At 36.2% G+C, this 25016-nt stretch carries 27 protein-coding genes; 17 read left to right on the forward strand and 10 right to left on the reverse strand.

All coding sequences use genetic code 11. From position 1 onward, the window contains the following. Nucleotides 1–95: 95 nt before the first annotated feature. The 3 genes from ACFOW1_RS13235 to ACFOW1_RS13245 form a co-directional block, all read right to left on the reverse strand. A complete protein-coding gene (locus ACFOW1_RS13235; RefSeq protein WP_379014878.1) occupies nt 96–1115 on the reverse strand; it encodes a WD40/YVTN/BNR-like repeat-containing protein in 1020 nt (339 codons plus the stop codon). A 103-nt stretch (nt 1116–1218) separates the two neighbouring features. Then, on the reverse strand, nt 1219–1602 hold the full coding sequence (locus ACFOW1_RS13240) for an iron chaperone (protein WP_379014880.1): 384 nt from the start codon (nt 1600–1602) through the stop codon (nt 1219–1221). A gap of 11 nt (nt 1603–1613) precedes the next feature. Continuing rightward, the gene (locus ACFOW1_RS13245) at nt 1614–1772 is read right to left on the reverse strand and encodes a 2-oxoisovalerate dehydrogenase E1 subunit beta (protein ID WP_379014881.1); all 159 of its coding nucleotides are present in this window, start codon (nt 1770–1772) and stop codon (nt 1614–1616) included. A gap of 65 nt (nt 1773–1837) precedes the next feature. Between ACFOW1_RS13245 and recF the strand changes: the two genes are divergently transcribed. The 6 genes from recF (at nt 1838) to ACFOW1_RS13275 (ending at nt 6649) form a co-directional block, all read left to right on the forward strand. Next, on the forward strand, nt 1838–2920 hold the full coding sequence (gene recF / locus ACFOW1_RS13250; RefSeq protein ID WP_379014883.1) for a DNA replication/repair protein RecF: 1083 nt from the start codon (nt 1838–1840) through the stop codon (nt 2918–2920). A gap of 143 nt (nt 2921–3063) precedes the next feature. Beyond that, nucleotides 3064–4032 (forward strand): hypothetical protein, encoded by a 969-nt coding sequence (locus tag ACFOW1_RS13255; protein WP_379014884.1) that lies wholly within the window; start codon nt 3064–3066, stop codon nt 4030–4032. A gap of 116 nt (nt 4033–4148) precedes the next feature. Then, the gene (locus tag ACFOW1_RS13260; RefSeq protein WP_379014885.1) at nt 4149–4388 is read left to right on the forward strand and encodes a DUF4160 domain-containing protein; all 240 of its coding nucleotides are present in this window, start codon (nt 4149–4151) and stop codon (nt 4386–4388) included. Next, entirely contained in the window at nt 4369–4689 is a 321-nt protein-coding gene (locus ACFOW1_RS13265) for a DUF2442 domain-containing protein (RefSeq protein ID WP_379014886.1), read from the forward strand. The genes ACFOW1_RS13260 and ACFOW1_RS13265 overlap by 20 nt, the downstream gene beginning before the upstream one ends. Nucleotides 4690–4900: 211 nt before the next feature. After that, a complete protein-coding gene (locus ACFOW1_RS13270; RefSeq protein ID WP_379014888.1) occupies nt 4901–5134 on the forward strand; it encodes a hypothetical protein in 234 nt (77 codons plus the stop codon). 330 nt (nt 5135–5464) lie between these two features. After that, nucleotides 5465–6649 carry an acetyl-CoA C-acyltransferase gene (locus tag ACFOW1_RS13275; RefSeq protein ID WP_379014889.1) on the forward strand — a complete coding sequence of 395 codons (1185 nt, stop codon included), beginning with the start codon at nt 5465–5467 and terminating at the stop codon, nt 6647–6649. A gap of 93 nt (nt 6650–6742) precedes the next feature. On the opposite strand, the gene ACFOW1_RS13280 is transcribed toward ACFOW1_RS13275, so the two are convergent. After that, nucleotides 6743–7705 carry a Gfo/Idh/MocA family protein gene (locus ACFOW1_RS13280; protein WP_379014891.1) on the reverse strand — a complete coding sequence of 321 codons (963 nt, stop codon included), beginning with the start codon at nt 7703–7705 and terminating at the stop codon, nt 6743–6745. A gap of 256 nt (nt 7706–7961) precedes the next feature. Between ACFOW1_RS13280 and mnmA the strand changes: the two genes are divergently transcribed. From mnmA to ACFOW1_RS13305, 5 genes are all read left to right on the forward strand, one after another. After that, on the forward strand, nt 7962–9074 hold the full coding sequence (gene mnmA, locus ACFOW1_RS13285; protein ID WP_379014893.1) for a tRNA 2-thiouridine(34) synthase MnmA: 1113 nt from the start codon (nt 7962–7964) through the stop codon (nt 9072–9074). Nucleotides 9075–9220: 146 nt separating this feature from the next. Then, nucleotides 9221–9955 (forward strand): hypothetical protein, encoded by a 735-nt coding sequence (locus ACFOW1_RS13290; protein WP_379014894.1) that lies wholly within the window; start codon nt 9221–9223, stop codon nt 9953–9955. Nucleotides 9956–10025: 70 nt separating this feature from the next. Further along, nucleotides 10026–10499, forward strand: coding sequence for a 23S rRNA (pseudouridine(1915)-N(3))-methyltransferase RlmH (locus ACFOW1_RS13295; RefSeq protein WP_379014895.1), 474 nt, complete (start codon nt 10026–10028; stop codon nt 10497–10499). A 107-nt stretch (nt 10500–10606) separates the two neighbouring features. After that, complete coding sequence (locus ACFOW1_RS13300; RefSeq protein WP_379014897.1) at nt 10607–11251, forward strand: rhomboid family intramembrane serine protease; 645 nt, start codon at nt 10607–10609, stop codon at nt 11249–11251. A 63-nt stretch (nt 11252–11314) separates the two neighbouring features. Further along, a complete protein-coding gene (locus ACFOW1_RS13305) occupies nt 11315–11545 on the forward strand; it encodes a DUF3820 family protein (protein WP_379014898.1) in 231 nt (76 codons plus the stop codon). Nucleotides 11546–11626: 81 nt separating this feature from the next. Here ACFOW1_RS13305 and sucC read toward each other — a convergent pair whose 3' ends face one another. Together sucC and ACFOW1_RS13315 are read right to left on the reverse strand one after the other, a co-directional pair. Next, a complete protein-coding gene (gene sucC, locus ACFOW1_RS13310; protein ID WP_379014899.1) occupies nt 11627–12838 on the reverse strand; it encodes an ADP-forming succinate--CoA ligase subunit beta in 1212 nt (403 codons plus the stop codon). Nucleotides 12839–13004: 166 nt separating this feature from the next. Continuing rightward, entirely contained in the window at nt 13005–13823 is an 819-nt protein-coding gene (locus ACFOW1_RS13315) for a phytanoyl-CoA dioxygenase family protein (RefSeq protein WP_379014901.1), read from the reverse strand. A 157-nt stretch (nt 13824–13980) separates the two neighbouring features. Between ACFOW1_RS13315 and ACFOW1_RS13320 the strand changes: the two genes are divergently transcribed. After that, complete coding sequence (locus tag ACFOW1_RS13320; protein ID WP_379014903.1) at nt 13981–15072, forward strand: BamA/TamA family outer membrane protein; 1092 nt, start codon at nt 13981–13983, stop codon at nt 15070–15072. Here ACFOW1_RS13320 and ACFOW1_RS13325 read toward each other — a convergent pair. After that, nucleotides 15069–15701, reverse strand: a complete 633-nt coding sequence (locus ACFOW1_RS13325) for a phosphatase PAP2-related protein (protein ID WP_379014904.1) — start codon at nt 15699–15701, stop codon at nt 15069–15071. The genes ACFOW1_RS13320 and ACFOW1_RS13325 overlap by 4 nt on opposite strands. Nucleotides 15702–15757: 56 nt before the next feature. Further along, entirely contained in the window at nt 15758–15982 is a 225-nt protein-coding gene (locus tag ACFOW1_RS13330; RefSeq protein WP_379014906.1) for a hypothetical protein, read from the reverse strand. 356 nt (nt 15983–16338) lie between these two features. Between ACFOW1_RS13330 and ACFOW1_RS13335 the strand changes: the two genes are divergently transcribed. The 3 genes from ACFOW1_RS13335 to ACFOW1_RS13345 all read left to right on the forward strand — a co-directional run bounded on the left by ACFOW1_RS13335 (nt 16339) and on the right by ACFOW1_RS13345 (nt 20451). Beyond that, entirely contained in the window at nt 16339–17493 is a 1155-nt protein-coding gene (locus ACFOW1_RS13335) for an acyl-CoA dehydrogenase family protein (protein WP_379014908.1), read from the forward strand. 666 nt (nt 17494–18159) lie between these two features. Next, nucleotides 18160–19470 carry an exonuclease domain-containing protein gene (locus tag ACFOW1_RS13340; RefSeq protein WP_379014910.1) on the forward strand — a complete coding sequence of 437 codons (1311 nt, stop codon included), beginning with the start codon at nt 18160–18162 and terminating at the stop codon, nt 19468–19470. Nucleotides 19471–19551: 81 nt separating this feature from the next. Next, on the forward strand, nt 19552–20451 hold the full coding sequence (locus tag ACFOW1_RS13345; RefSeq protein ID WP_379014911.1) for a DUF6089 family protein: 900 nt from the start codon (nt 19552–19554) through the stop codon (nt 20449–20451). A gap of 4 nt (nt 20452–20455) precedes the next feature. Here ACFOW1_RS13345 and ACFOW1_RS13350 read toward each other — a convergent pair whose 3' ends face one another. Continuing rightward, the gene (locus ACFOW1_RS13350; protein ID WP_379014912.1) at nt 20456–21409 is read right to left on the reverse strand and encodes a hypothetical protein; all 954 of its coding nucleotides are present in this window, start codon (nt 21407–21409) and stop codon (nt 20456–20458) included. A gap of 127 nt (nt 21410–21536) precedes the next feature. Between ACFOW1_RS13350 and ACFOW1_RS13355 the strand changes: the two genes are divergently transcribed. After that, nucleotides 21537–22211 carry a metal-dependent transcriptional regulator gene (locus ACFOW1_RS13355; protein ID WP_379014913.1) on the forward strand — a complete coding sequence of 225 codons (675 nt, stop codon included), beginning with the start codon at nt 21537–21539 and terminating at the stop codon, nt 22209–22211. Then, entirely contained in the window at nt 22204–24090 is a 1887-nt protein-coding gene (locus ACFOW1_RS13360; RefSeq protein ID WP_379014914.1) for an Nramp family divalent metal transporter, read from the forward strand. Before ACFOW1_RS13355 ends, ACFOW1_RS13360 begins: the two co-directional genes overlap by 8 nt. 85 nt (nt 24091–24175) lie before the next feature. Here the strand turns inward: ACFOW1_RS13360 and ACFOW1_RS13365 are convergent, their stop codons facing one another. Then, the gene (locus ACFOW1_RS13365; protein WP_379014916.1) at nt 24176–24892 is read right to left on the reverse strand and encodes a tRNA1(Val) (adenine(37)-N6)-methyltransferase; all 717 of its coding nucleotides are present in this window, start codon (nt 24890–24892) and stop codon (nt 24176–24178) included. Nucleotides 24893–25016 lie beyond the last annotated feature (124 nt).

Below are 25016 nucleotides of genomic sequence, written 5' to 3' on the forward strand. Positions count from 1 at the left end.
CTGTTATTGTTGTCATGCTGAGGCACGAAGCATCTGCTAAATAGCATTCAGTTAGATGCTTCCTTCGTCAACATGACGTTTAGATTCTTCGTTCCTCAGAATGACAGTTTAGCAATTTTTCCCCTGCTACCAGCCAAGTAAATGGCATTACCATTTTTCGCTTTTTGGACCACATGAAAACTTTGTGTAGAAATTAATTGCCAGTTATTGCCACTATCGTAGCTAATATCTACACCACTTGTACCACAAGCTACCAATGTTTTTTCGTTAATATACACCACACAACTTCTATAGCCATGTGGTGGTGTTTGTGCCTTGGTAAATGTTGGGCCGGTTTTTCCTTTAAGGTCAATTAATACACAATTATTGGTGGTGTCTTTATCATTGGCAAAATCGCCACCCACCACCACAGCTTTGGTTTTAAACACATCAATAGAATTTGCCCCAGTAGATTCTTTGCCTTGTACTATTGGCAGTTGATACGTTTTGTTTTTGTAAAATAGGCGAGAAGCCATACCACCAGTCGTAAATATGTTCGGGTATACTTTGTCTGTACTAGTCTTTATATTCGTTCCGCTTGATGCAAAAAAAGCTTCGCCTTTACGCAGTTTATTGTTTTCATCAAGGCCTGTAATACTCACCCAACTGTCACCAAAATCAATTGACAAGGCTTTAAATAATTGGTCATTAATCGGGTCACCAATTACCCAACCCATACCATTTTTGCTAAAATCCATTGCATCTAAAAACATCCCTTTGGTCGTATCTTCAAATACCTTTTTCCAGGTTTGCCCACCATCTTTTGTTTTTAAGATAATGGCAGGTTCTGCTACGGCAATAATAACAGCGGTATTAGCATCAAAGGCTTCAATATCTCTAAAATCCCTTTTCTCGTAACCTGTTATCGTTTGCCAAGTAAAGGTTTTACCACCATCTACACTTTTAGCAACACTACCATTGCTACCACTGCACCAGATCACATCATCGTTCACCACGCTTAAGCCTCTAATACTTACTTTTCTGCTAGTATCTAGCAAAGAAATAGTAGGGCTTTGTGCAGATACTTTTGAGGCAATAGCACAAACAACAAAACATATAACAAAACGTATTTGCATAACAGTATTATTTGGGGTAAGATAAGTTATCATAAGGTAATAAGTGCTAAAAGATTATTCAGTGTATGCGCTACTTTGTGCTTTATGTGCCTATGTGTTAAAATTATTGTTTCTTCTTCTTTGCAACTTTAGCCACATTTTGAGCCAATTTATAATGCACTATCCTTGTCACCAAATCCAAAGGTAGCGGCTCGTTTAAAGGAAATTGCACCGAACCTTTGGCCCATTTGTATTGGCTAATCTCATCTCTAAAAGCTGCAATACCAGCAGCTCCCGGATAAAAACCTATATGTTGTTTGTAACCAGCAAAATGCACCAAATTACCATGATACACAAACGTAGGTATGGCATAGCTAATGATTTCTATCGCATTTGGTGCTGCAGCCTGTATCGTTGCGCGTATTTGTTGTAGCAATGCTTGTGTTGCTTCAGGAAAATCAGCAATATAGCTGTCTATATCGGTAGGTTTGGGTTTATCTGTTTGCATAGCATTTACAATTAGAACCTCTCATCATCAAAATGACACTTTACCGCATCTTTTACAGCATCTCTTAGTTCGTCATAAGTATCTGCTTCTGTAAAAATAGAAACCCCAAGTGCCTTTGCAAGAAATCCGCCCTCGGCACTTTCCTCTACCATAAATATTATTTCTTCCATTTTCTCATTGTTTATTCAAACTTACAAAAAATATATACAGTACATCGTATTACTTTGCTGCCCAAATGCTGCAAGTTCAGTCCATATCATTAGTGCAGTTTCGCAATTATGTGCAACAGCAATTTGCTTTTACCAGCAAAGTGGTAGGCATTTGCGGGCTTAATGGTAGTGGTAAAACCAACCTGCTTGATGCGATTTACTACCTCGGTTTTACCAAAAGTTATTTCAGCCGCACCGATGCACAAAACGTCCACCATGGCTTAGCAGGTATGCGCTTGCAAGGCCATTTTACGCTTAACAACGAGCCGCAAGACCTGCTGTGTATTGTACGTGAAAACAATAAAAAAGAATTTAGCGTCAACGATGATGCTTACAAAAAATTCAGCGACCATATTGGCCGTTTTCCTTGCGTGATGATTGCGCCAGACGATGTTGAATTGATTATTGGTGGTAGCGAAGCGCGAAGAAAATTTATAGATACCATTCTATCGCAGCTAGATGCTGATTATTTACACGAACTCATTGCTTACACCAAAGTATTGCAACAGCGCAATAGCTTACTAAAACAAGCCGCCGAGCAAGGCAGTATTAACGAGGCTTTGCTCACCATTTTTAACGAGCAACTCAGCCAAAAAGGGCAGTGGCTGTACCAACAACGTACCCAATTTTTACAAGATTTTCTAGCGCTTGCCCTACAATTTTACCAACGTATTGCAGGCAAGGCCGATGATGTTGCTATTACTTATGCGAGCGATTTGCAGCAGGCACCTTTGCTACAATTATTGCAAGCGGCACAGCGTAAAGACATGGCTTTGCAGCGCACCACCGTTGGAATTCATAAAGACGACCTCACCATTACCATGGGGCAAAGCAGCTTTAAAAACGAAGCCAGCCAGGGGCAGCGTAAAAGCCTATTGTTTGCCCTAAAACTAGCTGAATGGCAAACCCTTAAAAACCAAAAAGGCTTTACACCCATATTACTGCTTGACGATGTTTTTGAAAAGCTAGACGAACAAAGGATGCACAACCTTTTAGCTTGGGTTTGTACCGCCGACGATGGGCAAGTGTTTATTACCGATACCCACGCAGACCGCCTACAGCAACAATTACAAGCCATAGGCATAGAACATCAGTTGATACAATTGTAGGTTTTGATTTTCCTGTTATGTTACTAGGTTGGGACTACTATTTATCGTTTGATAAGTTGCATAATGCAATATTAGATATTGTATTGAGCTTTTATAAATTTAGATGTAAGCAAACGATAGTAGTTATAAAATTAACAAACAATATGAAACACGATAATGCATCTAATAGTACATTGAGTTGCTTATATGTGACTATGCAAATTGTACTACGTTTTACCAAGCTTGTTTTGTTTGTACTTGTTTCTGCTAGTTGTGGGAAAAGCAACAAAAGCGAGCAATTACAGTTAGAAACTCTTGCTGCCAGTTTAGAAAAGTCTAACGCTTTGATAGAAGCAAATTGTAGTTCAGAAATGCATGCTTTTAAAAATAGATTGAGTGACCCTTACGAAAATACAGAAGCTGCAAAAGATTATTTGTCTAAAGCAGAGGCTGTAAACAAGCTAACAGACAGTATAATCAGTTATTTAAATGCTGCTAAAGCAAAATTTAAAAATACAGAGCAAACACACATCACTAATGACGATTGGTCAACATTATACAAGACACTAAAAGCTTATCGCACCAATATTTTACAGTTAGACACGAATGCAAATAAAGAATTTGAAAGGCATCTAGAAATTATCAATCCATACTTTGATTCCACGAAAAATGATTCACAAAATTTCAATGATTACTTTTTTAAAAATACATCAACAAACCTTACAATCGCAACAATAACAGTCTTTCAAAACAATATCTTAATAGCGCAGTCTGACATTAATGGCTATTTCAACAAAAAGTGCCTATGGAATTATTGCGGTTTTGATCAAATATTACCAGTAGTTTCTCAAGATAAAAGTTATGTAAAGGCTGGTGAAAACATTGAAATAACGGCTGGCATCGGTATATTTTCAACAAGGTTTCAACCGATAATTAAGATTAATGGCATTAAGGTCAGCTTAAATGTTGAAGGCTTTTCTGTTTATAATTTAAAAGCAGCTTCTACAATTGGCACACACACAATACCGCTAGAAGTATCGTTTATTGATTTTAATAGCGGTAAAAGAAATATACTTCAAAAGCAAATGAAATACACAGTAATAAATGTAGATAGTACAATCAATAAGGAATAATATTTTCTTAACGCCGTTTAGCACCAAACAAGAAACTTGCGATAGTTCAGAAACTAATTTTTATACGATAGCAATCATCTTTGCATTAATAATTAAGTTGTTTATTTTTGTAGCATATGCCCACATTATTACTTATAGATGGTTTTCGATTTTTCTTTTACAGCAACGAGAACAATGAGCCTATTCATGTGCATGTAACAAAAGGTAATGCTGATGGGAAAATATGGTTAGAGCCTACTATTGAAATAGCCTATATGCACGAATTTAACAACAAAGAAATAAAAGATATCATGTGGCATGTACAAAAAAATTTTGAACAATTTAAAACTAGATGGAATGACTACTTTTCAAAATAATTACGATAGTATTGAAAGACTAATATTCATGGAAGGATTGCGTATTAAAACGATTGACGTTCATCCTGAGTTAGATTTATTATTGGTTATCTTAAATACCAATGCAGTACTTCAACAAAAAATATCAAATTATCCATTATTGAAATTAGCTACTAAAGAGCAACTATTACAATATGCTATTCAAGCAAATGGTACCGGTATTTATTGGCACAGTTTGGATGAAGATTTAAGTCTCAAAGGCTTTTTAACAGATACATTAAAGCGTCTGGTAGGAAATACGCAAATAGCACATACAGCATAAGAATCCCTAAGATTCCACTAGTCTCTAGCGTAGCAATAAGCACTAGCCAACCCATACTTGCCTGTTACTTTTTTCAAATAATAGTTACCCATCAAAAGTCATCCTTTAGTTAGTATGTTTTAAAGACCTGCATTAAAACATCCTCTGCTGCATACCAAAGCCATTATCTACCCTTCATGATGACTTCGGCATTGGTCAATTTGGCTGGTCAATGGTTGCAAAAGCCAACTGTAGGTTTGTAAACAACATGGTAATAGTTGCAAAAAGCTTAGATATTTTTGCATATTATAATATATTTGTTCAAAATACATCAGATATTTTTCCATATCGCTATGTATTCGTTGCAAAACGAGTAGACATTTTTGCATATTTTAATGTATTCGTTGCAAAAGGGTTGGGGCGCTTTTTAAATAGCTTGGTGCATGCTCCAAAATCTATTGCATGACATGCGTATTTACTAGTCAAAATTCCATACCCCATCTTCCAACAAAAAAATCGCTTGGCGCTTGGTAAAGTACAAAACCCAATTGGGTATTAAGTATAAATCAAGTCGGGATAAAGCACAGACTAAGTTGGGATAGTGTACTAAAATTGTATTTCACAAGAAGCAGAAGCTTGCTGCCATGTCATTTGTAGAATTATTGATACAATATAGACTGGGTACATCATTGCTAGTGTTACGAGTCTTGTATCACATAAACTTGGTGTATTTTGTCTGCTTTGTTGCTTTATGTGACTTATTAAAAATCTACCTTCGCTACAAACATTGCTTACTATGACTAACAGAACCGTTTATATTGTTGCTGCTGTGCGCACACCTATTGGAAGTTTTGGCGGCAGCTTGAAAGATTTTTCGGCCACACAATTGGGCGCTATCGCCATTAAAGGCGCTGTAGAAAAAGCGGGCTTACAACCCACCGATATTGAAGAAGTGCTGATGGGTTGCGTGATTCAGGCAGGGCTCGGTCAGGCGCCGGCGAGGCAGGCGGCTAAGTTTGCAGGCTTGCCAGATACTGTGATTTGTACCACAGTTAACAAAGTATGTGCTAGTGGCATGAAAGCCATTGCCAATGGTGCGCAAAGCATTTTACTTGGCGATGCGGATATTGTGGTAGCTGGCGGTATGGAAAGCATGAGTAATGTACCTTACTATTCGCCCAAGTTGCGTTGGGGTAATAAATATGGCAATGTGTTGCTAGAAGATGGTTTGGCAAAAGATGGTCTAACGGATGTGTATAAGGAAGAAGCCATGGGCAATTTTGCCGAACTATGTGCCAAAACGCTAGAGATAAGTCGTGAAGACCAAGATGCTTTTGCCATAGAAAGCTATAAACGCAGTCAGGCTGCTATACAAGCAGGCTGGTTTGCAGCAGAAATTGTGCCTGTGCCAATCCCACAAAAGAAAGGTGAACCGATGGTATTTGCCAAAGATGAAGAGCCTTATAATGTAAAATTTGACAAAATACCCGACTTAAAACCAGCTTTTATAAAAGACGGTACAGTGACTGCCGCCAATGCCAGCACCATGAACGATGGGGCAGCCGCAGTAGTACTGATGAGTAAAGAAAAAGCGGATGCCATGGGCATTCAACCCCTGGCCATTATACGCAGCTATGCCGATGCAGAACAAGCGCCTGAATGGTTTACCACCACACCAAGCTTGGCATTGCCCAAAGCAGTAGCCAAAGCGGGCTTGCAAATAAAGGACTTAGATTTTGTAGAACTAAACGAAGCCTTTAGCGTAGTAGGCATTGCCAATAGCGAGAAAATGAAATTGTATCCCAAGCAAGTGAATGTACATGGTGGTGCGGTTAGTTTGGGACATCCTTTGGGTTGTAGTGGCGCAAGAATTATTGTCACCCTTATTAATGTTTTAAAACAACAAGGCGGTAAAATAGGCGGTGCTGCTATCTGCAATGGTGGTGGTGGCGCTAGCGCGATGGTGATAGAATTGGTGTAGATAGGAACGCTGATAACGCAGATGGTCAAGATTAAATCGGATAAATAAAAATGGCTCTATATTGAGCCATTTTTATTTTCTCAGGAAAGTATATTAAGCCAAATTACGCAACACTTCATCCATAATAGTGCTTAGTTGTAAAGTAAAATGATGTGGCAGTTTAGGGCTTTGTAGCAAGCCATTTTCAAGGCAATACATCACATGTTCAATTTCGTACTCAAAGCCATTGCATAGATGCGGATAAGCAAAGGTTTTGGTAGTTCCATCGTTTAAAACGAGAGAGAGATCAGTGGCTTTAAAGAATGGATTGTGTATCGCAATACGCCCTTTGGTACCCAAAATAGTTGCAGTAATAGGCGTATTAAACCCAATGCTACTTAGTAAATGAGCCGTTGCCCCATCGGCATATTGCAGCAGCATATCGGCAGATACATCAACGCCAGTTTCAGCTTTGTTAACAATAGCATGAACGGTAGTTGGTTTGCCAAGCAATAAAGTGGCTAGAAAAATAGGATAGATACCTACATCCAAAACCGAACCGCCGCCAAGGGATTTGTTAAATAGTCTGCCATTGGTATCAAAAGGCGCTGCAAAACCAAAATCTGCTTGTATATGTTTAATAGTACCAATAGCATCCTCCGCAATAAGACTTAGGATTTTCTCTATAAACGGCATACAGCGTGTCCACAAACCTTCCATTAAAAATATCCCCTGCTGAGTGGCAAAGTCAGTCATTTCTTTACTAAGCGAGCTATTAAGTGACATTGGTTTCTCGCATAATACTGGCTTGCAATGTTGCAAGCAAAGCATGGTATGTTCGTGATGAAACGCATGTGGTGTTGCGATATAAATAATATCGATATCAGGGTCTGTCACCAAATCAAGATAACTGGTATAAAACTTAGCAGCATTGTATTTGACTGCAAAAGCTTGTGCATGCTCAGCATTACGAGAAGCAATGGCATAGACTTGTGCGCCATTCACAAAATTGAGTGCTGTACAAAATTTTTGGGCAATTTTACCTGCACCTAAAATACCCCAACGATATGTTTTCATGGGGATGAAATTAGCTAGAAATAAGCAAGACAGGCGCAGCAATTGGGTATTATTTTCCAATGCTTAGAGCAACTGATTAAAGTATTAAACAGCAAATATGCACGAGACATACAAGGAACAAAATAGAACTAGCACCTAATAAAAAATAAAATTATCGTATATCCTAGCGATAAAATTTCCAGTATTAGATAATCCGACCAGCTACAAGATAGATGGCAACTGCTACCCATTCGTTATTTTTGCCAAAAGTTTTAAAATGAGCCAAAAAGGAAAAGTTTTAGTGGCAATGAGTGGCGGTATTGATAGTACTGTAGTGGCTTTGATGTTGCACCATGAAGGATATGAAGTGATTGGCATTACCATGAAAACCTGGGATTATGCTACAAGCGGAGGCGGCACAAGCAAAAAAGAAACTGGCTGCTGCAATATTGATAGCTTTAACGATGCCAGAAAGGCGGCGGTAGACCATGGCTTTCCACATTATATCTTAGATATTAGAGACGAGTTTGGTGATTTTGTTATTGAAAATTTTGTAGAAGAATATTTGGCGGGCCGTACACCCAACCCTTGTGTGATGTGCAATACCCATATCAAATGGCGTGCGTTGCTAAAACGTGCCGATGCCTTAGGTTGTCAATTTATTGCGACAGGTCATTATGCACAAATTCGCCAGCATACCAATGGTAGATATGTCATTAGCAAAGGCCTAGACGAAACCAAAGATCAAAGCTATGTTTTGTGGGGCCTTGATCAAGAATTGCTTAGCCGTACCATTATGCCTTTGGGGAAATATCGTAAAACTGCTATTAGACAAATGGCGGTTGACCTTGGCTATCCTGAACTTGCAAAGAAAAGTGAGAGCTACGAAATATGTTTTGTGCCAGACAATGATTACAGAGGTTTTTTAAAACGCCGCGTGGATGGGCTAGAAGAGCAGGTAAATGGGGGTTGGTTTGTAGATAAAACAGGCAAAAAATTGGGTAAGCATAAAGGTTATCCTTTCTATACTGTAGGGCAAAGAAAAGGCTTGGAAATAGCTTTGGGTAAGCCAGCTTATGTAACGGCTATCAACCCAGATAACAATACCGTAGTACTTGGCGAAGAAGCCGACTTAGACCAAAACGATATGCTGGTAGGCAAAATAAATTGGATCAAATACGATAGCATAAGCGATGGCATGGAAGCAATTACTAAAATTCGCTATAAAGATAAGGGCGCTGTAAGTAATTTATATAACGCTGATAATGGCTTGCGCATTCGTTTCTATGAAAATGTAAAAAGCATTGCACCCGGACAAAGCGCCGTATTTTACGAAGGCGACGATGTGATTGGTGGTGGCGTGATTCAAAGGGGCGAGTTGGTATTATAAGGTTAGAATCACAGATTTTTTAGGTGTTCGAAGATTTCGTTAATCTAAGCTGATAATTAAAGCGATGCCGTTTTTGCAAGACAAATTTTACAACCTGCAGACAGCCATATCATCATTCTACTTATCTTTCAAATTCAAATAGTAAGATGAAGCTTTTTAGATATTTATGTTTATTGCTTATGGCTATGCAACTGCTAAGCTGTAGCAAGCAAACAGAAACATTAAACCTTATTGCTGCCAAAGATTTGTACCCTTTACAAGTGGGTAAAACATTCACGTATAGACTTGATAGTACAGTGGTTACTACATTTGGTGCGTCTTTACAACAATTTTATTACTTAGCAAAAGATAGTGTGGAGAGTAGTTTTTTGGATAATCAAGGGCGCCAATCGTATCGCATTTTCAGATATCTTACAGATACGCTTGCGAGTGCGCCTTACCAATACGCAGCAACGTACTACGCTGTGATTGATAGTAATAAAATTGAGTATGTAGATAATAATTTGCGCTTTATTACCTTGGTAAATCCTGTTTCGGAAAACACTACTTGGAGTGGCAATAGCTATATTAATACTACCACCAATGCTGCCAATTATTTCTTAAATAATTGGCAATACCAATATCAAAATGTTGGTGCTGCTTATACTGTCAAAAAAGGTAACATGAATAATACTGTAACGGTATTGCAGCAAGATGAAAGCAGCAGCCCAACGTTTAATCCCAATTTTTACTACAATAAAACCTATTCGGTAGAAGTATATGCCAAAGGTATAGGACTCATTTATAAAGACTTTTTACACTATACCTACCAAGTAACACCTTCAAAATACTACGAAACAGGGAGTTATGGCATTCGATTAAATTTAGTTGATTACAAGTAATGTTTCACCATATAGAAAATCTGCGCAAATCTGCCTAATCTTTCACTTCAGCATTCGCCATTCACCTAGCATGAAAATTATATTATATAGTATTGGCAAACCTCACGAGCCCTATGTGCAAGCGGGCATTCAAGATTTTACCAACCGCATCACCAAATACTTTCCTGTAGAATGGGGAATTATTGCGCCGCCAAAAAACGCAGCAGTGTTATCAGACATTGATTTAAAAAAAGCAGAAGGTGTTATTATACAAAACCAATTGCAAAAAGATGATTTTTTGGTATTATTAGATGAACGTGGAAAAAATATTGCTTCGCCAGAATTAGCCAATTTAATACAACAACGCGCCAATGAAAGTGCCAAACGATTGGTATTTTTAATTGGCGGGGCTTTTGGTGTAGATGAAACAGTTTTCAAACGTGCCAATTTCACTTGGTCATTATCTAAATTGGTGTTTCCACATATGCTAGTGCGTTTAATATTAGCCGAACAAGTATACCGTGCTTGCAGTATTCTGCGTAACGAGAAGTATCACCATGTATAAACATTGGTCAAAATATTGTTACTGCTTACCTTCAATTTTATGGAAGTCTATTTATTTTGAATCATTTAGGTCAATTTAAACACACAAATTACACTTAATTTTACCGCATGCTGAACGTTACCCTTATCATTATTATTATTACTTGTCTTATTTCTTTTGCTGCCTTCCAAAAAGAAGCAGTTTTGGATGGCTTGATTTTTTATCCGCCTGCTATTAACAACCAAAAGCAGTGGTATCGCTTTATCACTTGTGGTTTTATTCATGCCGATTTTATGCATTTGGCCTTTAACATGTACTCGTTATGGATGTTTGGCGGTGCGGTAGAAGATGCATTCACCCGCATTTATGGCAATATGGGTGAAGCTTATTATATTTTACTTTACTTGTCATCTCTAGTGGCTTGTTTAATGCCAACCTATGCTAAAAATATTGATAATTATTATTATCGCAGTTTGGGGGCTTCGGGAGCCGTTTCAGCAATCGTATTTACCTATATTTTTATCGACCCTGCAGAAAAAATGGCACTACTTATATTGCCAATACCATTGCCAGCCTTTCTATTTGGGGCTATTTATTTAGGTGTGTCTGCATATTTAGCAAAAAAAGGGACTAGCCATATTAATCATTCTGCACACTTATGGGGCGCTATCTATGGTATAGTTTTCCTTATTGTTACTAGTTATTTTTTTAGTGATTTTAAGGCAGTGGGATGGTTTATTAAGCAGGTAACACAATATTTGCAAAGCTTATAATACTAATATTTGTTGGAGACAATCAACTCTTTAATTATTTATAAAGCATATTAAAATGTTCTTATGAACAACGAATTGCCGAAAGCAAATAGCGAATTACTTTTACAACTTGTCAATACTAAAATGCCTTTCGGCAAATACAAAGACACCCTGATTTGCGATTTGCCAGAATTTTATATTGAATGGTTTGCTAGAAAAGGATTTCCAAAGGGAAAAATTGGTGTGTTATTAGCAACCATGTACGAGATTAATTTAAACGGGTTGAAAGATTTACTAAACCCCTTAAGAAAATAAGTACAACTTACCTTAAAATGAAAGAGCCGTTAGACAACGCATCTAACGGCTCTTTATACTTTATAATAAAATGACGAGTAATTAAGCCACAGCAAGTTTTACTAGATCTGCAGCTTCACTTAATAAAATAGCAGACTGTACTTTTAAGCCGCTTTCGTCTATTAATTTTTTAGCTTCGGCCGCATTAGTACCTTGCAAACGAACAATAATAGGAATATTAATATTGCCTAATTTATTATAAGCTTCAATAACACCAGCAGCAACTCTATCACAACGTACAATACCACCAAAAATATTAATTAAGATAGCTTTTACGTTAGGATCTTTCATAATAATTCTAAAACCAGCTTCTACGGTTTGTGCATTGGCAGTACCACCTACGTCTAAAAAGTTTGCAGGCTCACCACCAGCTAATTTAATCATATCCATGGTAGCCATTGCTAAACCAGCACCATTAACCATACAACCTACGTTACCGTCAAGTTTTACGAAGTTTAGGTTAAACTGACCAGCTTCAACTTCTGTTGGATCTTCTTCAGTTACATCACGTAAAGCTGCGATATCCGCATGGCGCATTAAAGCATTGTCATCCAAATTCATTTTACAATCCACAGCAATCATTTTGTCATCGCTCGTTTTGAAAAATGGATTGATTTCAATCATGCTCGCATCTAAACCTACATATGCATTGTATAAATTGGTTACAAATTTTACGCAGTTTTTAAAAGCTTCACCGGTTAAACCAAAGTTGAAAGCAATTTTACGTGCTTGAAATGGCTGTAAGCCACCACTTGGGTGAACCAATTCTTTAAATATTTTTTCGGGTGTATGATGTGCAACTTCTTCAATATCCATACCACCTTCGGTACTATACATAATCACGTTTTGACCTTTTGAACGGTCAAGCAAAATGCTTAAATATAATTCTTTAGTAGGGTTGGGACCTTCGTAATATACATCTTGCGCTACTAAAATTTTGTTTACTTTTTTACCAGCTTCACCTGTTTGAATGGTCACTAAAGTACCACCTAAGATACCATTTGCATAGCTAGAAATATCTTCTACACTTTTACCAACTTTTACCCCATTCATACCAGTTTCAATCACCTTTCCTTTGCCACGACCACCTGCATGAATTTGCGCTTTAACAACGGCAAATTTGTTGTTGGTTTGTGTTTTTATTTGGCGGTAAGCTTCTTCTGCGGCAGCTACTGTTTCAACAGCGATACCTTCTTGAACGGGAACATTGTATTTTTTTAATAATTCCTTTGCTTGATACTCGTGTAGATTCATATCGTTAAAAAATTTTGGCGAAGATAAGTGAAAGTATAATTGACAAAAATGAATTGCTAGTGATTTATAGAATTATTTACGCCAACGTTATCGAATGTTTTTTAATGAAATTTTTAGGTACTTTTTTGAAATAAAAAAACTAGCTATATAGCTAGTTTTAAGTATGTTAATGGTGTACCTTACTTGTAAATTTATGGTAAAAAGGTGTTTTACTTTTTTCATCTTTCGGTTTGTACTTACCCGTGATAATCGGTACATACATCACACGTCTACGACTTGCTTCTCCCATTAAAGGCGATTGCTTTACACGATGCCATAATCTACCATCATGAACGGTTAAATCACCAGAATAAATATCAAAACCAACTTCTTTTTTATCATCACTATTATCTACAAAATATTTTTTACCAAATAATAATTTAATGATATTTTGATTCTGTGTACCAGGAATAACTCTTAAGCCACCGTTTTCGAATAAACAAGTATCTAAATGTAAACCCACATTTAACATGGGCATTATTTTCTGACCAAGAAATAAATCTCTCGGGCTATCTGTATGCCAACCCATTTGTGTAAATGTGCTATTAGGCGTATTGATATAGTTATTAATTACCAAGCCATCCTTTTCGTTTTCACCAATTCGACCTTCATAAGGCGATAATAGCTCATATAAACTAGTCAAACGCGGGTCTTGTAACAATTCTCTTAAAGGCTCGCTATGTAAAGAGGTAAAACATAAACGTTGAATAGCTTTGTTACCATGTTCATCTTTACCAAATTTTAATGGAATACCATTTACTTTATCGCGTCCTTCATCTAGCCACAATGTTTCTAATCGCTTTATTTCGCTGATATATAGCTGAACCTTTTCTTGGCTTAAAAAGTTACGAAACACAATAACCCCATGTTTTTCAAAAAAACGCAACTGGTCTTGGGTTAGTGTATCACCTAAATAAAAATTAGAATCCCATTTTTTCATTATCATGCCTGTTCTCTATTAATCTACACAATGTTAAATAATTATTACAAAATTGTGAAGTTAAGTGTAAATAAAAAATACTCCAAACTAAAATTAAACACCTTTTAGAGATACGAATAATTATAGTTCTTTTAATTTGCAAAGATATATCGATGAAAGTAGAATGAAAAATTGTAAAAGAAGATTAACTGCCATTATCCTTTTATTACCATTGTTAGTTATTGCCCAAACAGACACTACGAATTACATTAAGAAAAAATCAACTGTTATATTTCCAGTCGTTGCAAGGTCTATAGAAACTGGCTTTAGTTTTGGTGTTGCTGCTTCTACTACGTTTCATTTATCAAAGAACGATACCGCCACCAGAACTTCTAACATACAAGCTTTGGCTTTATATTCTATAAAGCAGCAATTTGTAGCCGCTATAGCAGGCGCGCAATACACCAAAAATGAAAGCTATATTTTTAATGAAACAATGAGCTTCAGTTCATTTCCAGACAAATTTTGGGGACTTGGAAAATATGCTTTGGCTAGCAACGAAGAGTCATATAAGTTTCAGCAGTATTATATTAATTTACAGGCATTAAAAAACATTGGGCACCATTTTTTTATAGGTAGCTTACTAGAAATACAAAACCTGATGGCTATCGACTATACGAAGGGTGGTATATTCGATTTGGATAATGTTTCGGGTCGACATCCTTATTTTATAGCGGGCATTGGCGGTAGCCTTACTTACGATAATCGTTCCAATGCTTTTTCGCCACAAAAAGGGTTATTTGCCCAAGTATATTTTAATCATTTTGATACTTATTTAGGCTCAGATTATATTTATTCTAATGTGGTATTAGACATTAGAAAATATATTTCTTTAAAGCAAAAAGTACTTGCACTGCAAGCCTATTATTCTGGCAATTATGGCGATGCAATTCCACTTCGTAGTTTGGCATCGCTTGGCGGTAGTAATAGAATGCGTGGCTATTATGAAGGGAGATTTAGAGATAAGCAATTGATAACCCTACAGTCTGAATTACGTTTTCCTGTTTATAAACGATTGAGTTCAGTTGCTTTTGGAGCCGTTGGCGATGTTGGTAATCGTTTATCCGATTTTTCACCGTTTGATTGCAAGTATTCTTATGGTACAGGCTTACGTTTTGCTGTTAATAAAACTGAGCGCTTAAATATTAGGGTTGACTATGGATTTGGCTCCAAAGGCAATAGTGGCTTATATTTTCAGTTAGGTGAAGCCTTTTAAAATTGCTTCAGTAGCCATTGCGATGCTTTAAAACATAAATAGGCAAATAAAGGTGCTGTTAACACATCTAATGTATAGTGAACGTGCTGTATCAATACCAATATTCCTATCATCACTGTAGAAATTAGTGCTAAAATTTTATCAATTCTTTTCTCTAAACACAAAAACATTAAAAATTGTGTTGCTGTGTGGCCTGAGTAAAATAAATCTTTGGTTATAAATTTTCCACCATAAAAAGTATTGCTTAACGGGTCTATTAATGGAATTAATTCTGTCGGTGGATCTAAGTGCCACAAGCTGATAGATACCACTCTCGTCAATGCAATAAGCAGAAAACACCAAATCGTATTAATAGCTATTCTAGGGTTGCTGATTACTTGGTAAAGCGTGAGCGCGCCCATACTCCAAATAATGGTAAATACAGGCGTAGAAACGTTTTTGGCAGGTAATTTTTGTAAAAAAAAATCATTCAGTACTTTACCATTTCTCTGCTCAATATAATCAAAAAAAAGAGGATATAAACTAAGTGTAACCGCTACTAAAGAAAGCCCACCAAAAAATTTTATTTTAAAAGATGTATTAGACCAAGCGTCAGCCCACAAAACCTGTTCACGTTCGTCAAAAATCATGCTGTAGAATACTTTAGAAATAGCGAGTAATAAAAAACGAAATTATTGGGAAATGGTTAGTAATAAATATTACTAAAAAAATGAAAGTCCTCAGGAGAAAGAATTTCCTGCATTAATTCAGGATTATCATGTATTTGGTCTTTAATTTGGGATACTAGCATTTTAATTAGTTCAGCATTCATTTCATTATTATTCAATGTGTGAGTGATAGACCAAGCAACGATACTATTGCCAGAAATCGTTTTCAATCGAACAATAATATCGTCATTAAGATGCCCCATGGAAAAATATATTTTTTAAATTTATCACCTCTGCTTTTTCAATTCAATAGCTTACCTTCCTACATTTTAAAAGATTAAACAAAATACCAAAATTTTAACGCATATAATTTTACCTGATTATTTTTAGACTCGCAATGCTTTGAAACTATTAAAATGTTTCACAAAATAAAGCAAATAATCACTTATTCCCATATAACTATTATTGTTTTTTGGAAATAAACGCTTTTTATATTAACACGTATTTCTTATGCAACTACTTGCTTTGAAATCAATTAACATTTAGTTCAAAATAAAATTATTGAAAAATGTAAAAACTAACATTTGTTAGTTTAAGTTTGTTTTAAAATATTGCCAACATGAATTTCGAATTTACCGAAGAACAATTAATGATTCAAAAAGCTGCAAAAGACTTTGCAATAACAGAATGTTTACCCGGCGTGATAGAACGCGACGAACTACAAAAATTTCCTAAAGATCAAATAGTTAAACTTGCCGACCTAGGATTTATGGGTATGATGGTAAAGCCAGAATATGGTGGTAGCGGTTTAGATACCGTTAGTTATGTATTGGCTATGGAAGAAATAAGTAAAGTAGATGCAAGTACAAGTGTTTGTATGAGCGTTAACAATAGTTTGGTTTGCTATGGTTTAGAAGCTTTTGGTTCTGAGGCGCAAAAACAACAATATTTAGTGCCACTTGCACAAGGTAAAAAAGATGGCGAATTATATATCGGTGCTTTTTTGTTAAGCGAACCAGAAGCTGGTAGCGATGCTACAAGCCAACAAACAACTGCTGAAGATATGGGCGATTATTATTTGCTGAATGGTACCAAAAACTGGATTACCAATGGTTCTTCAGCATCCGTGTATTTGGTAATGGCACAAACAGATAGAGCAAAAGGTCCGCATGGCATTAATACTTTAATCGTAGAAAAACATTGGCCAGGGGTAACGGTTGGTCCAAAAGAAAATAAACTAGGCATTAGAGGTAGCGATACGCACACCATTATGTTTAACGACGTAAAAGTACCCAAAAAAAACAGGGTAGGCGAGGATGGTTTTGGGTTTAAATTCGCCATGAAAACGCTTGCGGGCGGTCGCATTGGCATTGCATCACAAGCGCTTGGTATTGCAAGCGGTGCTTATGAAACCGCATTAAAATATTCAAAACAACGAAAAGCATTTGGTAAAGAAATTGCACAACACCAAGCCATACAATTTAAACTAGCAGATATGGCTACGCAAATTGAAGCTGCGAGATTATTATGCTTAAAAGCCGCTTGTGATAAAGACAATGGACGCAACTACGATGTTAGCAGTTCGATGGCTAAAGTATTTGCAAGCGAAACTGCCATGGCGGTAACCACAGAGGCTGTACAAATACATGGTGGGTATGGTTTTGTAAAAGAATACCACGTAGAACGGATGATGCGCGATGCGAAGATTACCCAAATCTATGAAGGTACAAGTGAGGTACAACGCATTGTTATTAGTAGGGCGATTTTAAAATAATACACTAATAATCGCTTCAACCACCACATGCGTTAGGTTGAAGCGATTGTTGTAAAACAACAAGTTGCGCCTACTTGCTTTGAATAACAATAAATGTAACAATGGCTGCTACAATAAAGCAAACAATTGTTACAATGGCTACTGATGCAAACTTGTCTTCTGATGGTTGATGTAAATGTGTTTGTTCCATGGCAGAATAAGTTAGGTGAAAAAAATTGTGAGTAGTTTTTCAGGGGAAGGATGTTTTCACCAAATCCATGCTGTTATTAAAACCGCTTAGTAACTATTGCCACTATAAATGTACGTAATTATTTGATTCAAATAAAAAATCTCTTCAGTTTTTGAAGAGATTTTTTTACGGAACAAATTGTATAATTTGCCACCAAAAGTAGTTATGCCTTAAACCTTAAGTAAGACAAAACTGCAATTACAATGTACATCATTGTAATAATCACAAAATTCTTTATTCCTTTGTCAAAGGATGACGACGGAATAATGATTTGTTTTTTTCGCATAACCAAAGATTTTTAATTGTGGGGTTAAAAAACAATTATTTTCAATGGTTCTTCATGATATGAGATAGAGTATTTTATAAACGTATAATGATGCTAAAAAATTGTATTGTTGTAGTGATTTTTAAGCATTATTTATTTTAATAACTAAAATATGTTTGCAGTAGTAGATATTGAAACAACTGGAGGGCATGCAAATGCAAATAATATTACCGAGATAGCTATTGTACTTCATAACGGTAAAGAAATTGAGGGCAAGTTTACATCACTTGTAAATCCCTGTATGCCTATACAGCGTTACGTTCAAGGGCTAACTGGTATTACCGATGCGATGGTGGCTACTGCACCAAAATTTGAGGATTTGGCTGAAAATATTTATAACTTATTAAAAGATAGAATTTTTGTAGCACACAATGTCAATTTTGATTACAGTTTTGTGAAACATCAATTGGCACAAGCTGGCTATAACCTTACCACCCACAAATTGTGTACGATCAGACTCGCGAGAAAAATTTTCCCTGATTTGCCCAAATATGGCCTTGGTACAGTGTGCAGAGAACTGAACATTGAATTGAATGATAGACATAGGGCTGCAGGCGACGCGATTGCAACAGCACATTTATTTCAATTGCTGATACAACATGATACAAGCGGCGAGTTGAAGAAAATGGTAAAAAAAAACGCCAATCAGTACCTCCCGCCAAACCTAAGTAGTCAAACAGTTGATAATTTACCAATATGTTCGGGTGTTTATTATTTTAAGAACAAGTTGGGCAAGGTTATTTATGTGGGAAAAGCAAAAAATATAAAAAAGCGTGTAATATCACATTTTGCCAACAATAAACCATCCAAACAAAAACAGGCATTTTTAAGAGATATTTACGATGTGTCTTACAAAGAAATGGATACGGAGTTTTTGGCGGCCTTATTTGAGTCCATAGAAATTAAACGTATTTGGCCCATTTACAATAAAAGTCAAAAACACTTCGAGCACCAATATGGTATTTTTATATTTGAAGATAGTAAAGGTTACTTGCGCTTAGGCATTGATAAGAAAAAGAAAATTCTTAAACCATTAATGTCATTCAATTTAGTCCTCCAAGCGCATAATACGTTATGGTCGTGGTCAAAACAACATAATATTCACCCCGCATTATGTTTTTTAGATAAAAGAGCAAAAACAATAGATAGTTTGCCACCTGTCAATACACACAACGAAATTGTTACCAATCTTGTTAAAAAAATAGAAAAGGAGAAGGAAACGTATTTCATACAGGAAGCATCTAGTTGTATACTGGTAGAAAATGGCATATTTTACGGAATGGGTAAAGTGGCAGAAAAAAATGGGCTACATTCGAAAAATGCACTAAAAGCACAGCTAACACAATATCCCGAGAATGAGATTTTGAAAGGCATGTTAAAACAATATACCTTAAAATATCCTGAAAAAGTAACTATCATTTAAGTATATATCAGTTGGGCAAAGTTGTTTATCGAACTATTTTGTCTGTTCATTGAAATTTCAACCATTTGAAGGGCTTTCGATATGAAAAAAACAGTATTCATTATAATTATTTTAGTAAACTTATTAATAAGTTTCGCAACATTTTCACAAAGGCTAAAAGTACATACAGCTGTTGGTGCAAGTGCTTATGTAGGTGATTTACAAAAAAGCGAGGCTTTTTTAGTAGAACCCCGCGCTGCATTCACGGTTGGTGCCACCTATGATATTACACCGTTTATTAGGTTAAGGTCTGACCTTTCATTTATGGGCATAAAAGGGGATGACAAATTGAATAAATCGACTTATGATAAAATTAGAAATCTAAATTTTAAATCAAATATTTGGGAATTAGCGATACTTGGCGAGTTCGATGTCATTAATCTCTTTCTGCAACGTGAAACAAGATTTACGCCCTATTTTTTTGGAGGGCCAGGTATTTTTCATTTTAAGCCAACCACTATTGATAGGCATGGCAATAAAGTAAGCCTGAGAGATGTTGGTACCGAAGGACAACTGCTAGGAAATAGCGCTTATGATTACAGAAAATACAGTCTTTTACAATTAAATTTTCAAATTGGTGGTGGATTTAGGATACAGGTAAACGACAACCTTTCGCTCGGAATGGAAGTTTCTTACCGAAAGTTAAATACAGATTATATTGATGATGTACATGCTAAACCCTTCGTAGACCCAGCTGAATTTTTAGCAAAGGGTCAAATCGAAGCCATGCAACTTTCTTTTAGGGGTGATGAACTTGGTTACAGTTTAAGTGATATTGCTGCAGTGGGCCGCGGAACTGGAAAAATTCAAGATTATTATTATACATTTCAGTTGAAAGCTATTATAAGACTTTCAAACCTTCAAATAGGTAAAGATTTTGATTTCTATCATCAATCTTACAAACATGTAACACGAAGTATGAGAAATCCTAATGCATTATAAGAAATTATTTCTTTTTCCTAGTGGATTTGGTTTCTTTCTTTTTGGTAAATGTGTCGTCGAAAAAACATTGCATGCCACGTCTGTTACCGCAGCTGCCTTTTTCTTTTAATGTGATATTGTTACCTTCAAAACTAAAGTTTATTACACAAGGGTCACCACCTTGGTTGTATACCGCTGTAGTAGCATTTTTCATTTTAAATTCGCCTTTTAATTCGCCTATGCAAGTGCCTTCTTTTTTCTCAAAATGAATGAAGAAAATATAAGTGTTAGGATATTTGCCATCTCTTACGGAAATATAGTTCTTTTTGTCTTGCACATAATCACCACTTAATTTGTTATTATTTGGCAACGTGTCTATCGGGTTGATCACGGCATTAGACTTTTTTGTGTCTTCATTGGTGTCATTTATTACTACCATAAACATATTATCAGATCCATAAGCCCAACCTACTCTTGAAAATAGCAATTGTTTGGTATCTGTAGTTACTTTTTCTTTACTAATCAAAAATGTAGGCTCTTTATTTATTGATAATGCGTGTAAATAGCCATCACTATTGTAGTTTTCAAAAACAGCTTTTGCAGCAAGAAACTTGTTTTTCTTATTAAACACAAAAGCTACGACCAATGTTTTCTTATTTTGAACAAGCGTGGCAAGCAAATAATTCTCTGTATTTTTTTCAATTCTACCAACTGGGTGAACGATGTATTTTCTATCAGTATTGACCAAAATACTAATGGCAGAATCGGGCACAAACTGTTGTAGAACAGCAGCACTAATAATCGTACTATCGCCAATTTTAGAAAGATTTGTATCAGCAACAGAAAATGGTAATGGAAGTATTGGAAACGCTTTTACAAATTCATTGGGTTTTACCGGGGTATCACCAGATAAATTTACTTTTTTTTCCTTACAGCTCAAGATGGTTACCACAACCAAAAGCATTATCCATTGTCTCATAAAGGCCAAAATTTGCGTAAAAGTAGGATTTTGACGCATCCGCTGTATTAACAACGCATTAAGTGCTGTATAATTATATTTAGATTGGTATTGATAATTATTTTAGATTCGCCTAAAATTTTATTTCGTGATCGCCAATTTATCTTCAACAGAAGAAAACTACATTAAAGCTATCTACCATTTGCAACAAACAGATGGCAATGTAACAACCAATGAAGTAGCTGATATGTTACGTACAAAAGCTGCTTCAGTTACAGATATGCTTAAAAAATTAAATGCAAAAAACATTGTAAATTATGAGAAATACCAAGGTTTTACACTTAGCGCACAAGGCAGAAAAATTGCATTAAACATAGTGCGTAAGCATCGTTTATGGGAATATTTTTTAGTAGAAAAGCTGCAATTTGGCTGGGATGAAGTACACGAGGTGGCGGAAGAATTAGAGCATATTTCTAGCGTTAAATTAGTGGAAAAATTAGATGCTTTTTTAGAATATCCCAAGTTTGATCCGCATGGCGACCCAATACCGGATGTCAATGGTAAAATGGTATTTCAACCGCAAATCAATCTTACCGATTTACCGCTTAATGAATTTGCCCAAGTAACGGCTGTAGGTAGTCAATCAACTGAATTACTTGAATTATTAAAGCACAAAAAAATTGCTATTGGTACTAAAATTATCATAAAAAAGAAGTTCTTGTTTGATAATTCTGTAGAAATAAAATTACAACAGCAAGCTGCTTTTACCATTAGTCAGCAATTGGCGCAAGCCCTTTTTGTAAAAAAGATTTCCAATGAGTGATACCCATTTATATAGTGACAATTCATTAGGTGAAGCGCATTCATCTGTAGATACCACCAAAAACCGTAAAGGTTTCAAGCGTATGCTTGCTTATTTCGGCCCAGCTTATTTGGTAAGTGTTGGTTATATGGATCCTGGAAATTGGGCTACCGATCTGCAAGGCGGTGCACAATTTGGCTACAAACTTATTTGGGTATTGCTGATGAGTAATTTGATGGCTTTATTACTACAGAGTTTAAGCGCAAGATTAGGAATTGTTAGGCGTAAGGATTTGGCCCAAGCCAATAGAGAAGTGTATCCACCATTGGTCAATTTTTGTCTTTATATTTTAGCAGAACTAGCCATTGCAGCTTGCGATTTAGCCGAAGTCTTGGGCATGGCGATTGGCATTAATCTATTAACAAGATTACCGCTTATAGGAGGCGTTGCATTTACTGTTTTAGACACGTTTTTACTCCTTTGGTTGCAAAAGCTTGGTATTAGGAAACTAGAAGCGTTCATTATTGCATTGGTGGCCATTATTGGTTTATCTTTTTTAATAGAAATCATTTTTGCAAAGCCCAATCTCGTTGATGTTGCAAAAGGTTTTATACCCACAAGTTTAAATCAGCAAGCGCTATACATAGCCGTTGGTATTATTGGCGCTACGGTAATGCCGCATAATTTGTACCTGCATTCAGCTTTGGTACAAACACGAAAAATTAGTACTGATACTGCCGGCATAAAAAAAGCCCTAAAATTCAATTTAATTGATAGCACAATTGCTTTAAATGCAGCATTTTTTGTAAATGCAGCGATTCTAGTGTTAGCTGCTACTGCATTTTTTGCAACAGGTCATAGAGAAGTCGCTAAAATTGAAGACGCGCACAAATTATTGCAGCCGATGCTTGGCACAAAGCTTGCGCCGTTACTTTTCGCTATCGCTTTGATAGCTGCTGGCCAAAGCAGTACAGTTACTGGTACAATGGCTGGTCAAATAGTAATGGAGGGGTATTTAAGTTTACGGATTAATCCTCTGCTAAGGCGTTTATTAACGCGTTTAATTGCCATCCTGCCTGCGGCTGTTGTGATTCTTTTGTATGGTGATGAAAAAGTAGACGCTTTACTAGTGTTTAGCCAAGTGGTACTGAGTGTACAGCTTGGATTTGCCATTATCCCATTGATTCATTTTGTGAGCGACAAACAAGCGATGGGCGAATTTGCCATAAAAACGTATACCAAAGTTTTGGCTTGGCTAGTAGCCGTAATTCTCGTGTCTTTGAATGTAAAATTGATTGCTGATGAAATCTTAGATTTTTTTGATGTAGAAGTTAATATTGTTTGGAAAATAATTATTGTATGTGCAGTGTTACTTTTTATATGGTTATTTTTAATGATGACATTTTTGCCAATAGTGCAGCGGAGAAGACACAAGAAAAACATTGCTTTACATAGAGAGCCCTTACCGCTTGAAAATTTATTTATTCCACAAACGCAACACATTGCTATTGCACTTGATTTTACCAATAACGATGAACGTTTGATTGCCCATGCCATTAGTCAAGGTAAGCAATATGCCAACTATACTTTATTGCATATTGTAGAAAGCGTTAGTGCTAGTTATTTAGGCACATCAAGCGATGATACTGAAACCCGAAAAGACCGTGCCCGCTTACAATCTTATGCTGAACAACTGACCAAATTAGGCTATACAGTTACTGTAGAACTGGGCTTTAAAAACCGAGTATCTGAAATTATACGCTTGGTAAAAGCCGCAGATGCAGATTTGCTAGTGATGGGTGCTCATAGACATAGTGGTATTAAAGATTATCTGTTTGGCGAAACCATCGAATCTGTAAGACATCAGTTGGAAATTCCAGTGTTGATTATTAATGTATAATACACCTTGCAGTTTTATTTAGAATAAAATGATCATAAAGCAAAGAAGTAACAAAGACACGCTTACCCTTTTGCTCTACATTTCGTTACAACTTTAAATAATAATCCTTTAATAAGTCTTTAAATGCTGCTGTGTAGCTGCTATCTTCTTTTATAACTATGCTATCTATAATCGCTTCTTTTTTTGCGCAGCCAAATTGCAACATGCCTCTAAAGTAAGGATGCTTGGGCGTTTGTTGCACCAATGTTTTTTTGTATAAATAATAGCCATTTGCGGTAGCTAAATCTTCAAAAAAAGTAAGGCGATGGTAGGGCAGAAGTATGGCAAACTCGCCATTTGCAGCTAATAATCTGGTAATATTAGCCAATAACACCTCTAAACTTAAAGCCGAACTATGCAGAGCCAAGTTACGTTTAGCATCGGCGCTTTTTAAATCTTTATCAAAAAAAGGTGGATTGGAAATAATAAAGTCATAAGGGCCATTAATATAGTTTTGGATGGGCGTTTCGTATACTTTTAAACGCAGCTGCCACGGAGCCGAATGAAAATTGGTTTTGGCTTGTTCTGCCGCAGCTGAATCAATTTCTACAGCATCTATAAAAGCCTCAGATTGCTGTGCTAACATGATGCTTAATAAACCTGTGCCAGTACCGATATCCAATATTCGTTGCACTTTTAATGCATTTTCTTGAATATTGGCAGCAGCCCAAGCACCAAATAAGCAACCATCTGTGGTTACTTTCATGGCACAGTGTTGCTGATAAATAGTAAATTGCTTAAACTGAAAGTAATCATTTGGCATAAGTTGTAAAAGTAACCAGTTTCTTGAAACCGATATATTTAAGTAATACTTCTTATCTTCAAGAAATGGCTTCAAATTGTAGGTACCTCCCTAAAATGATAGCGCCGTCCCTTAGAAAAGAGAC

It is taken from the genome of Parasediminibacterium paludis (assembly GCF_042651445.1).
Taxonomy (GTDB): domain Bacteria; phylum Bacteroidota; class Bacteroidia; order Chitinophagales; family Chitinophagaceae; genus Parasediminibacterium; species Parasediminibacterium paludis.

Coding starts and splice junctions, on each gene's coding strand:
- ACFOW1_RS13235 (WP_379014878.1), bottom strand. CDS start 1,115: ATGCAAATACGTTTTGTTATATGTTTTGTTGTTTGTGCTATTGCCTCA.
- ACFOW1_RS13325 (WP_379014904.1), bottom strand. CDS start 15,701: ATGATTTTTGACGAACGTGAACAGGTTTTGTGGGCTGACGCTTGGTCT.
- ACFOW1_RS13360 (WP_379014914.1), top strand. CDS start 22,204: ATGAGTGATACCCATTTATATAGTGACAATTCATTAGGTGAAGCGCAT.
- ACFOW1_RS13270 (WP_379014888.1), top strand. CDS start 4,901: ATGGTTGCAAAAGCCAACTGTAGGTTTGTAAACAACATGGTAATAGTT.
- ACFOW1_RS13255 (WP_379014884.1), top strand. CDS start 3,064: ATGAAACACGATAATGCATCTAATAGTACATTGAGTTGCTTATATGTG.
- ACFOW1_RS13340 (WP_379014910.1), top strand. CDS start 18,160: ATGTTTGCAGTAGTAGATATTGAAACAACTGGAGGGCATGCAAATGCA.
- ACFOW1_RS13320 (WP_379014903.1), top strand. CDS start 13,981: ATGAAAAATTGTAAAAGAAGATTAACTGCCATTATCCTTTTATTACCA.
- ACFOW1_RS13260 (WP_379014885.1), top strand. CDS start 4,149: ATGCCCACATTATTACTTATAGATGGTTTTCGATTTTTCTTTTACAGC.
- ACFOW1_RS13240 (WP_379014880.1), bottom strand. CDS start 1,602: ATGCAAACAGATAAACCCAAACCTACCGATATAGACAGCTATATTGCT.
- ACFOW1_RS13335 (WP_379014908.1), top strand. CDS start 16,339: ATGAATTTCGAATTTACCGAAGAACAATTAATGATTCAAAAAGCTGCA.
- ACFOW1_RS13330 (WP_379014906.1), bottom strand. CDS start 15,982: ATGGGGCATCTTAATGACGATATTATTGTTCGATTGAAAACGATTTCT.
- ACFOW1_RS13275 (WP_379014889.1), top strand. CDS start 5,465: ATGACTAACAGAACCGTTTATATTGTTGCTGCTGTGCGCACACCTATT.
- ACFOW1_RS13305 (WP_379014898.1), top strand. CDS start 11,315: ATGAACAACGAATTGCCGAAAGCAAATAGCGAATTACTTTTACAACTT.
- ACFOW1_RS13365 (WP_379014916.1), bottom strand. CDS start 24,892: ATGCCAAATGATTACTTTCAGTTTAAGCAATTTACTATTTATCAGCAA.
- ACFOW1_RS13295 (WP_379014895.1), top strand. CDS start 10,026: ATGAAAATTATATTATATAGTATTGGCAAACCTCACGAGCCCTATGTG.
- sucC (WP_379014899.1), bottom strand. CDS start 12,838: ATGAATCTACACGAGTATCAAGCAAAGGAATTATTAAAAAAATACAAT.
- recF (WP_379014883.1), top strand. CDS start 1,838: ATGCTGCAAGTTCAGTCCATATCATTAGTGCAGTTTCGCAATTATGTG.
- ACFOW1_RS13280 (WP_379014891.1), bottom strand. CDS start 7,705: ATGAAAACATATCGTTGGGGTATTTTAGGTGCAGGTAAAATTGCCCAA.
- ACFOW1_RS13315 (WP_379014901.1), bottom strand. CDS start 13,823: ATGATAATGAAAAAATGGGATTCTAATTTTTATTTAGGTGATACACTA.
- mnmA (WP_379014893.1), top strand. CDS start 7,962: ATGAGCCAAAAAGGAAAAGTTTTAGTGGCAATGAGTGGCGGTATTGAT.
- ACFOW1_RS13300 (WP_379014897.1), top strand. CDS start 10,607: ATGCTGAACGTTACCCTTATCATTATTATTATTACTTGTCTTATTTCT.
- ACFOW1_RS13265 (WP_379014886.1), top strand. CDS start 4,369: ATGACTACTTTTCAAAATAATTACGATAGTATTGAAAGACTAATATTC.
- ACFOW1_RS13245 (WP_379014881.1), bottom strand. CDS start 1,772: ATGGAAGAAATAATATTTATGGTAGAGGAAAGTGCCGAGGGCGGATTT.
- ACFOW1_RS13290 (WP_379014894.1), top strand. CDS start 9,221: ATGAAGCTTTTTAGATATTTATGTTTATTGCTTATGGCTATGCAACTG.
- ACFOW1_RS13350 (WP_379014912.1), bottom strand. CDS start 21,409: ATGAGACAATGGATAATGCTTTTGGTTGTGGTAACCATCTTGAGCTGT.
- ACFOW1_RS13345 (WP_379014911.1), top strand. CDS start 19,552: ATGAAAAAAACAGTATTCATTATAATTATTTTAGTAAACTTATTAATA.